The organism is Curtobacterium sp. KBS0715 (assembly GCF_005938005.2).
In the GTDB taxonomy this organism is placed as follows: Bacteria; Actinomycetota; Actinomycetes; order Actinomycetales; family Microbacteriaceae; genus Curtobacterium; species Curtobacterium flaccumfaciens.
Genome location: NZ_VCCA02000001.1, coordinates 788,014 through 797,120 on the forward strand (window position 1 = coordinate 788,014; position 9,107 = coordinate 797,120).

Sequence of the window (9,107 nt, forward strand, 5' to 3'; positions counted from 1 at the left end):
GTCGTCGAGGCTAGGCCGTACGGCCGACATCACCGGCGCGGTCGCCCGGCTCGTCCGGTCCGTTTGGTTCGTCCGACTGGTCTCGTTCGTCGGGCACCGCGATCGACCCGGTCATGCGGTGGCGCAGGCGCTCGACCGGCCCCGGACCCTGACGCGAGGCGTGGTCGAGTGCTTCGGCCCCGTCGGTGTCCTGCTCGGCGCGGGCATTCGCCACGGCCCCGGCTTCACGACCGAGGTTCTCGGCCTCGCGCACGGACAGGTAGTGCCGGATCGCCGCCACGGTGTCGACGCGCGCGTCGACCGCGGGCTCGAACGCGCTCGCCCAGATCTCGTAACCGCGGTCGTTCGGGTGGAACAGGTCGCCGTAGCTGTTGAAGAAGGTGCGGCGGAGCCCGACCCGCTTCGTGATGGTGTGCAGCGGCGCCACCGTCAGCCCGAACTCGTCGGCCACCCGGTGCACGATCTCGTTCGCCACCGCCACCTTGCGCTCCCGGTCCGGCACGAACATGCACGGCAGCTCGGCCACCACGGCGTGCGACGGCACCGCGCCGTAGATCGCCCGGATGTTCCGCTCGAACTTGTCCGGGTCGAAGTCGGCGATGTCGTTCGCCCCGATCGACACCGTGCAGATGTCGGGCGCGTAGTGCCGGAGCTTCGGCAGCTGATCACGCTTCGCACCCCACGTGGTCGAGCCGGAGACGCTGAGGTTCACCACCCGAACCGACATGTGGGAACGGTGCCGGATGCGCCGTGCGAGCAGCCCCACGTAGCCACGGCCGGGTGCCGTCGCACCGACGCCCTGCGCTGCCGAGTCACCGATCGCCACGTAGAGCAGCTGCCCTTCGTGCTGCTGTCGTTCGCGCCACCAGTCGGCGTGGATCGGGAGCATGTCGACGACCCTCTGCGCCGCTGCCCGTTGGCCCTTCACGCCGGCGCGGGCGCCGACGGCTGCGGCACCGACGACGCCGAGACTGCCGACGACGGAGGTGAGGAGTGCGATGAGCGTGCGGGATCTCATGCCGTGGACGGTACGCCCGCCGGTCTTGCCGGAGACGAGGAGGACCTGTGGGTGTGGCGAGAGCCCTGCAGGTGACCGCCTGTGGAGGGGGAGCCGACCCGTGGTGTCATCACGGGCCTCCGGGATCGTGTAAACTCTTTCCCGGTACCGTGTCCGAGCGGCCGAAGGATCATGTCTCGAAAACATGTGTGGGGGCAACTCCACCGTGGGTTCAAATCCCACCGGTACCGCCACAGAAAACCCCCGTTCACGCGGGGGTTTTCTTCGTTCGGGGAAGTGGCTTCGGCGTAGACGTGGTGCACTCTCCTGATCGCGCGGCTCCGCACCATGGCTGCCTGCTCCTCGGCACCATGATCAGCCCGAGTTCGTCCGCATCGTCACGATCGCAGTCGGGCTTCCGGGCGCACGGCAGTGCACCTCGGGTTGGAGTGCCGGTGCTGCTGGCGGAGCCGAGGTCGGACGGGCGCTGCTTGGCACAAGTGAAGTGGTCTTCCGGATGGAGAGTGGCGGCGGGAGTGGGCCAGGGCGGCCTGCGCGAAGGGCCTACAGCCCGCGGCTCGCAGAGACCTGAGTATTGCTAGTCTCTCGCTGTGGCTAAAGTGCTGAATCCAGACCGGGTGATCCAAGACTTCCAGAGCAGGCTTACCGACGCGCAGGACCGTTATGAGGAGGTTTACCGGGCGGTTGGGGAAAGCGGATCGGAGAAGAACCTCTCTCTTCGGAAGGGGTTGACGACCGACCTCGCCTTCCGTATAGGTACGGAATGGGAACTGTTTCAGCATCGCTGGCACATCGCCGCGATCTCAAAGCAACCGGCACGGTTTGTGAAGCTGCAGCAGGATGCTCTTGACGCGGCGATGAAGAAGAGCCCAGAGGTTCAGCACATCATCAATGCGGTATCTCCCGGCGTGGCAGCGGTCCCTAGCCGCCTTAATGTTGAGCAGATCGACTCCCTCATTGATCCCGATGGGTACAACGTCACGTTCAGTGACCCGAACGCTTGGGCTGAAAAAGCGGCAAAACATCTATCTCAGGACTACGCTCGCAAAGTGCATGATGTTGTGGGGGATCCGGAAGCTCACTGTGTGCTGATCCTTGCTAAGTCGGTTCGCAATGTCATCGCTCATGGGAGCGCTCTCAGCCGGGAGGAGTTCAACCGAGCTGTTCGCGCGGCTGAAGACGACCGGTCGCCGGGGTTGAAGGGGGCGCGAAACGAACCATTGTCGAGAGGTGGAGAACGGGACGTCTCCAATCCGGCGGTCTACTTGCACGCGTGGATCAGTGATCACGGGATGCGCCGTGTCGGATACCTCGCTGCTCGGCTTCACACGATTGCGGACCAGTTGCGAGTCGAAGCAGTTGACGATGACGCCTGAGGCATGGTGGAGCGGGTTCGTCGAGAAGGTCCTTGATCCGGCGACCGCGGTCGATGTCCTCGGACAGCTCCTTGCCACCGCAGTGTCCTTAATGGGCGCGGTATGGCTCTTTCGAACGCAGTTGCGACATGACCGCAAGGCTCGGCAACACACCCTTCGGGCAGAGGACGCGCGACGTCTAGCCGACCGGATCGCTTGTATCGGGCCCACGCTTCACGGTAGTTCCGAAATGCTTGGGCAGTATCTGCTCAATCATCGACGGCCGCCGTTCGCTGAACTCACCGAGGAGATTCGGCGCCACGGATTGTCGCTTCGTATCGGTTTTGACGCTCATCCGATACGCCGCCGACTGACTGAACTGACGACTCTTTGGCGTGTGGCAAACGGTGCGAAAGCAGATTTAAAGCTTCTACCGGCGGAATCCGTCGGATACGCGGTGCGTGCGCTTCTCGCCGACACGGTTGATGCCTTGGAGCAAGCTGCAGATGAACTTCGGTATTGGGACGGAGTTTCGTCAGTTGCGCCGTGCCCTCCGGCGGCTTTGGAAGGACTGATGCCGCCAGATAGTGATCTCGATGCTCGTGAGAAGTGGCGAACCGAACGCCGGCGTGCCATCCTGCAAATCGCGCATCGGCGAGCAGGTGTGGAAATGGCGCCGCCTGTTCGCGAGAGAGGTTCGTGAGAGTGGGGACACGCCGCGACGATCTGGTCTAGCGAACGCGTTGGCTCTCGCTACTGCTGACGAAGGTCTTGTCGTCGCGCTGTCGGTGAGACGTCGTCGAGAGTGTTGTCTCGTCGTCGAGCACGCCGGTTTCGCCACATCCCCGAACCAATCTCCCATACCTCGGCCAAGGGGCCGAAGTAGTGCTCCCGTCCAGGGGTGCCAGCGAGGCGACGCACGCGATTACGTTTTACCATCCGGTCGACGAGCAGCGCGGTCACTGCGACGAGACCAAGGGCAAGCAGCAGCGATGCGCCACCCATGATCCGGAGTGCAAACTTGTCCGGTTCATTATCCGCTTCGTGAGCACCGATCAGACCCATGGCACCGAAGGCTGTGAAGAGGACGAAGTATGCGGGCACGGTGACACGGGCGAAGTCGATGCCGACGGGAGTCGGGTTCTGTTGCACGTACGCCGCCGCGTTCTCACGGACGATTCGACTCAGTTCACTGCGCAACTCGTCATCGTCATCGGCGGTGACGAAACGAGAGCCAGCGGAATGAGCTGATGGCAGTGCGTCAATGCTTGCCAGCAGGGTCGATGCTCCGGCCGCCCGTTCGACGTGGCGTCGCGCTCCGGAGGCTCGGACGGAGGTGACCGTGCTGACCAGTCCTCCGATCACGCCCAGCACGCCGATTGCGGTCGAGGTGAGGGTCGCTCCGTCAGGCATTGCGTTCAACTGGCTGCGTTCCGGCAAGGGGCAGATCTATGTGGGGGAAGGGTCGCATCTGGACATCCTGCCCGGCCCCTCCGACACACGCGGCGGCCCGAGAGCGGTGCGCGCGTGAGAACCTCAGACGACAACGCGGAAGCGGTCGGAGGAAGGTATGACGCATTAGTGTCCCAGGCATTTGCGTCACTACGCGGCATTTTTGAGAACCGTGAAACGGCTTCCCAGCAACGCGACGAAGAGCCCCCGGTTCCGACCGGGGCTCGTCTCGTTCTTCAGCGCCGTTCGTTCCCGAACCGCTCAGCCGTAGATCGAGTCCGGGATCTCCGGGCAGGCGGTGACGAGCTCGTAGTACCGGGACTGCGGCAGATCGACCGACCGGTACGGCGACCACGCCCCGTCGCTGTCGATGAACTCCTGCTCGCTCGGGCCGCGCTCCACCGCGATGCCGCGGTCCTGCAGGCACTTCGTGAGCTCGCCCGTGGAGTAGCGGTAGAGCCACTCCAGCTGGGACTCGTTGAAGGCAGTCTGGTACTTCGCGGCCATGGGGTACTCGGCCCCGCACGTGTACTCAGCGACCGCGAACGGCTCGGACTGTTCCGCCGCGACTTGTCCGGAGGAAAGGCTCGCGTCGGGCATCGCCTTCGCCTGCGGGAACCCCGCCGCGGTCATGCACCGTTCCTGCGTCGGGGCCCAGTCGGCGTGCGAGACAGTCCGGACGCGGTCGACCGCGGGCCGCGCGAGCCCTGGATGGCGTGACGCGACCAGCTGCCATGCCTGGTCGGCGCTCGCGTCGAGGATGTTCTCCGCCCGCGCTGCGCTCATCGCATCGGGCTGCGGCCCAGAGGCACCCCCAGGCGCGGCACATGCGGACAACCCGGTGACCACGGCGAGGCAGACCACGCCCGCTGCTGCAGTGAGGAGCTGATGGTCTCGTCGTCGCAAGGGTCCCCCAAAGAGTTGCGATCGTCAGAACTGCCGGTTCGCCACATCCGCCCGGTGCGACACCGCCAGTGTGTCCCGCAGCCGCTCGGCGGGCAATGGTGATCCCTGATCGGCCAGGTAGTCCGCGGCGAACCCCTCAGCACTCGCCGCGTAGATCCCCGTGTACGCCCCGGACTCCGGCTCGAAGCGCCACGAGTCGGCCAGGGTGCCGGCGTCCACGGTGTCGAACCCGAGCCGCTGCACGAGCTCGGCGACCACGACCTTGGCCTGCTCGTCGTCGCCCGCGATCGGCAGCGCGGTGCGGGGCGCGGAGCCGGCGAGGTTCGGGATGTGGTGCGCGACGATGTTGTTGAACGCCTTGACGATCCGGGTGCCGGGCAGGAGCGTCTGCTCGTACTCCGCCGTGGTCGTCGCGAGGGTGTCGAGCGGCTCGATCCGCCCGTCGCGACCGGGGTAGTAGTTGCCCGTCGAGAGCACGGTCCGCCCGGCGAAGGCGTCGAGGTCGGGGGCGAGTGCCGGGTAGGCGGTGAGCGGGATCGCGAGGACGGGCACGTCGCCGAACTCGACGGCCTGTCGCACGGTGCCGGCCTGGGCACGCGGGCCGAGCTCGGCGACGAGGTCCTGCAGCGACTCGGGGCCGCGCGAGTTCGCGATGAGGACGTCGAGGTCGGCGGCGACGGCCAGGCGTGCGATCGCGGTGCCGATTGCTCCGCTGCCGATGATGCCGATGCGGTTCATGTGGTGCCCTTTCAACAGTGGTGGAGGTCAGGGGAGAGCAGGGGCTTCCCAACCGCGCCGCGACAGGGCGGAGAGCGCGGCGGAGGACGAGTCGTCGGCCATCGCGGCGCCCCGGACCCAGCTGGTCGCCAATGCGGCGAGGAACAGGTCCCGCGCGCGGACGTCGGCACGCGCACGACCGGAGCGCTGCGCGGCACGGAGGAACTCGTCGGTGGTGGTGATGAACCCCTGGCACGTCAGGGCGAGCGGCGACGAGTCGGACGAGGCGGCGGCGCGGAGTGGTTCGGGCAGCCCGTCGAACGTGCCGGCCCACTCGGTGACCGCGTCGAGCCAGCCGTGCAGGGCGTCGCCGGTGTCCACGGAGCCGTCGCGCAGCGCCTCGCGACGGGCCACCAGGTGCTCGTCGCGCGCGGCGAGGAGCTCGGCGAGCAGGGCCTCGCGCGTGGGGAAGTGCCGGTACAGGGTGCCGGCGCCGACGCCGGCCTGCTTGGCGATCGCGTCGAGCGAGCCGGTCACACCGTGCTCGGTGAACGCGCGCTCGGCGACCCGCAGGATGTGGTCCCGGTTCCGCAGCGCGTCAGCGCGCGCGGGACGCGGGGAGTGCGGTGAACGTGGGGCGCGCCCGGCGGGAGCGGTCTGCTCGGGCATGGCGGGCCTCCAGGCTGTGGCTCAATAAATGGAGAAGCTCTCCGGACCACCACAGTACAGGAGACCCTCTCCGTTTCGACGCTGCAGCGCGACGCCCGGGCGTCAGGACTCCTCGGCAGCCTCCGCCGCGTCCGCCAGGTCCGACCGCGTGTTCGCGTGGATCGGCTCGCTGTGCCCGAAGGTCTTCGCGGCGGCGCGCAGTCGCCCGACGAACTCCCCGTTGTCCATCTCGAGTTCGTCCTCTTCCGCGTCCTCGATGACGATCTCGCTCGAGGGCCCGATGAGGATCTTCGTGGTGGTCATCGTCCCGTCGTCGGCCACGGCGGGGACGTCGACGGTGTCGGCCCGGTCGCCCCCGGCGAGGGCCGCGGCGTACTCGATCACGGCGTCGGCGACGTCGTCACCGACCAGGATCGTGGTGGCGTCGTAGTGGATGTGCTTCATCGCGTACTCCTTCCCGGACCCATACAAACGCGCGGCGCGGGAACGGGCTTCAGGATGACCGCTGCGCGCGGTGGCCCGGGTCCGGGGACTCCAGGGCGTTCCACACGTCCGCCCAGATGAGTTCGAAGTCGACGGGGCGGATGCGGTCGGCCCGGAGCGCCTGCTCCAGGATCGACAGCGCATCGAGGGAGCCGGTGAGCAGGCGTTCGTCGCCGTGGACCTCGCGGCGGCCGTCGCCCAGGAACGTCGTCACCGTGACGGACCGCACCCGCGGTCGAAGCGAGCGGGTGGCGCGGGCGAGGACCGCGAAGCCACCGCCGTAGAGGAGCAGCGCGGTGGTCGTGCCGACGGCGGGGACCGAGACGGCGAGCACCAGGGCGGCGAGGGCGACGACCGCCCCGACGGCCGGCCAGACGTGCCAGGCACGCAGCAGCAGGCGCTCGCCGGTGGTCGTGCCGGGCGGGAACACGACGAGGGTCCGCGAGCTCCACAGCGTCCGCCCGACGGGTCGGATCGAGTACCGGCCCCACAGGTGGGTGCCGTCGAGCAGCCGGGTGCGGACCGGCAGCGCCGTGGTCATCGATCGACCGGCGCGAGTTCCGCGCGCACCGGGGCGAGTTCCGCCCGGACCGGCTCGACGACGTCGCGGTGCCGGACGGTCGCCAGGCACGGGAAGCAGACCAGGTCGCCTTCGCGGACGTCGGCGGGCAACGGAGCCGGGAGGCGGTGGAACGGACCGTCGGCCTGACCGTCACAGCGGGTGACGACGTACATCGGGGAGAGGGGAGCGGTGCTCCGGCGTCCGATCAGGCGCACCTGATCGAGCACGGCGCAGGTCGGCAGGACCGCGTCGAGTTCCAGGAGCACCACCTCGGTGCGCGGTCGCCGCACACGGGTGACCGCCGCCACGGCGACGCTCACGTCGCGAGGTGCCCAGCCGCGCGGGCGGTACCGGGGCGGGGACTGCTCGGCGGTGTGCACGGTCGGGGTGCCGGTGAGGTCGGCGAGCCGGACCATCGAGATCGCCGAGACCAGCAGATCGTCGGTGGTCGCGACGGTGTGGGCCGGCCAGAGGAACGGGTCCATCGGATCGGGGAGCGACGCGCGGAGCGTCGGCATGATCGCAGTCAGTGTCACGACCACACGCTCTCGCGCGCTCGAGCGGCGCGGAAGGCCTCCTGACGGAACCCCTACGGCCGGCGCCGGAGTCCTGACGGAGCGCTCACCGGTGGGTTGCCGAGCGGAGGGCTGCGGTCCACCCGAGGGAGATCACGCCGGCGCCGATCAGGGTCTTCACCACACCACCGAGGACGAACGGGTAGAGCCCGTACTGCAGGGTCTGCTGCAGGTCGAGGCCGAGTGCCACCGCGAGCCAGGCCATCCCGGCGACGAAGGTGACGACGGTGCCGAGGGCGAAGGAGAGCAGCGCGTTCCGCAGCGGGCGGTCGCCGAAGCGTTCGGCGACCCAACCGACCAGGGCGGCGGCGGCGACGAAGCCGACGATGTACCCGCCGGAGGGGCCGACGAGCACGCCGACCCCGGCCGAACCGTCCGCGAAGACCGGCAGCCCGACGACACCGAGCAGCGCGTAGACGAGCATCGACAGGGCACCGCGACGGGCACCGAGGGCACTGCCGACGAGCAGCGCGGCCAGGGTCTGCCCGGTGATAGGGACGGGCCAGATCGGCACGGACACGTGCGCGGCACCGGCGGTCAGCAGCGCGCCGCCGAGGACCAGCGCGGTGTTGACGACGGCGGTGCGGGGGAGCAGCGCGTCGGCGAGCGGACGGTGTGCGGCGGGGGTGATCGTGGTCATGGTGACTCCTTGCAGAGGGGAGAGGGAGGGTCAGACCGCGACGGCGGCCAGCAGGGACTCGGCGTCGCGCCGGGCCCCCTCCACGGCGGCGGTGTCGAGGCCGCACGCGCGCAGGCAGGTCGCGACGAGGGCGTCGCGGTCCGCGTCCTGCACGGGGCCGGACCGGCGGAGCTGGATGACGGTCTCGGTGATCTGGATGAGCACGGCACCGAGGCGCGACGGCGCGACACCGGCGGCGACGTCCGGGCTGGCAGCGCGCGAGCCGAGGCGCCCGTAGGCCTCCTGCAGTTCGACGCGCTCGGCCCGGAACCCGTCGTAGCGCTCGCCCTGCACCTCGGGCAGCAGGTAGAGCGTGCCGATGTTGTGCGGCGTGCGGGCGAGGGTGTCCACGTCGGCGACGACCAACGCGGCGAGGGCACCGGCGGCCGAAGCCGACTCCGGCACGAGCTGCTCGAGGCCGCGGACCAGCTCGAGGCTCGGGCGCACCGAGGTCGTGAGCAGCTCGACGAGCATGTCGTCCTTGCCGGCGAAGTGGTAGTACAGCGAGGCCTGCCGGATCCCGACCCGTTCGGCGATCGCCCGGGTCGAGGTCGCGCTGATGCCGTTCTCGACGAACAGCGCGGCGGCGGCGTCGAGGATCTGGTCGCGCGGGCTCAGCGCGGAGTCGGCGTTCGGCACGACCCGCGGTCGGCCGGGGCGCACGGGCCGGTCGTCGGGGGACATGCCCCCA

Annotated in this window: 12 protein-coding genes and 1 tRNA gene; 3 read left to right on the plus strand and 10 right to left on the minus strand. The window is 68.9% G+C overall.

Annotated elements, in window-relative coordinates; translation table 11 throughout:
- Positions 1-10 precede the first annotated feature (10 nt).
- Complete coding sequence (locus FFG40_RS03910) at positions 11-1,018, minus strand: SGNH/GDSL hydrolase family protein (RefSeq protein WP_138802308.1); 1,008 nt, start codon at positions 1,016-1,018, stop codon at positions 11-13.
- Between the two features lie 143 nt (positions 1,019-1,161).
- Here FFG40_RS03910 and FFG40_RS03915 point away from each other — a divergent pair.
- The 3 genes from FFG40_RS03915 to FFG40_RS03925 all read left to right on the plus strand — a co-directional run bounded on the left by FFG40_RS03915 (position 1,162) and on the right by FFG40_RS03925 (position 3,076).
- Positions 1,162-1,251, plus strand: a tRNA-Ser gene (locus FFG40_RS03915).
- Positions 1,252-1,608: 357 nt separating this feature from the next.
- Entirely contained in the window at positions 1,609-2,394 is a 786-nt protein-coding gene (locus FFG40_RS03920; RefSeq protein ID WP_138802309.1) for a hypothetical protein, read from the plus strand.
- Entirely contained in the window at positions 2,384-3,076 is a 693-nt protein-coding gene (locus FFG40_RS03925; RefSeq protein WP_138802310.1) for a hypothetical protein, read from the plus strand. The genes FFG40_RS03920 and FFG40_RS03925 overlap by 11 nt, the downstream gene beginning before the upstream one ends.
- Before the next feature lie 50 nt (positions 3,077-3,126).
- Here FFG40_RS03925 and FFG40_RS03930 read toward each other — a convergent pair whose 3' ends face one another.
- The 9 genes from FFG40_RS03930 to FFG40_RS03970 all read right to left on the minus strand — a co-directional run bounded on the left by FFG40_RS03930 (position 3,127) and on the right by FFG40_RS03970 (position 9,100).
- Entirely contained in the window at positions 3,127-3,813 is a 687-nt protein-coding gene (locus tag FFG40_RS03930) for a hypothetical protein (RefSeq protein WP_138802311.1), read from the minus strand.
- 273 nt (positions 3,814-4,086) lie between these two features.
- Positions 4,087-4,611, minus strand: a complete 525-nt coding sequence (locus FFG40_RS03935; protein ID WP_138802312.1) for a hypothetical protein — start codon at positions 4,609-4,611, stop codon at positions 4,087-4,089.
- Between the two features lie 144 nt (positions 4,612-4,755).
- Positions 4,756-5,469 (minus strand): NADPH-dependent F420 reductase, encoded by a 714-nt coding sequence (locus FFG40_RS03940; RefSeq protein ID WP_138802313.1) that lies wholly within the window; start codon positions 5,467-5,469, stop codon positions 4,756-4,758.
- A 27-nt stretch (positions 5,470-5,496) separates the two neighbouring features.
- Complete coding sequence (locus FFG40_RS03945) at positions 5,497-6,117, minus strand: TetR/AcrR family transcriptional regulator (protein WP_138802314.1); 621 nt, start codon at positions 6,115-6,117, stop codon at positions 5,497-5,499.
- Positions 6,118-6,219: 102 nt separating this feature from the next.
- Complete coding sequence (locus tag FFG40_RS03950; protein WP_071404752.1) at positions 6,220-6,561, minus strand: hypothetical protein; 342 nt, start codon at positions 6,559-6,561, stop codon at positions 6,220-6,222.
- Positions 6,562-6,610: 49 nt separating this feature from the next.
- On the minus strand, positions 6,611-7,141 hold the full coding sequence (locus tag FFG40_RS03955; protein WP_138802315.1) for a DUF6611 family protein: 531 nt from the start codon (positions 7,139-7,141) through the stop codon (positions 6,611-6,613).
- Entirely contained in the window at positions 7,138-7,698 is a 561-nt protein-coding gene (locus tag FFG40_RS03960; RefSeq protein WP_138802316.1) for a hypothetical protein, read from the minus strand. Before FFG40_RS03960 ends, FFG40_RS03955 begins: the two co-directional genes overlap by 4 nt.
- A gap of 85 nt (positions 7,699-7,783) precedes the next feature.
- Positions 7,784-8,377: a biotin transporter BioY gene (locus tag FFG40_RS03965; RefSeq protein ID WP_138802317.1), complete on the minus strand. Its 594-nt coding sequence runs from the start codon at positions 8,375-8,377 to the stop codon at positions 7,784-7,786.
- A 30-nt stretch (positions 8,378-8,407) separates the two neighbouring features.
- Positions 8,408-9,100, minus strand: coding sequence for a TetR/AcrR family transcriptional regulator (locus FFG40_RS03970; protein ID WP_138802318.1), 693 nt, complete (start codon positions 9,098-9,100; stop codon positions 8,408-8,410).
- Positions 9,101-9,107: the final 7 nt, after the last annotated feature.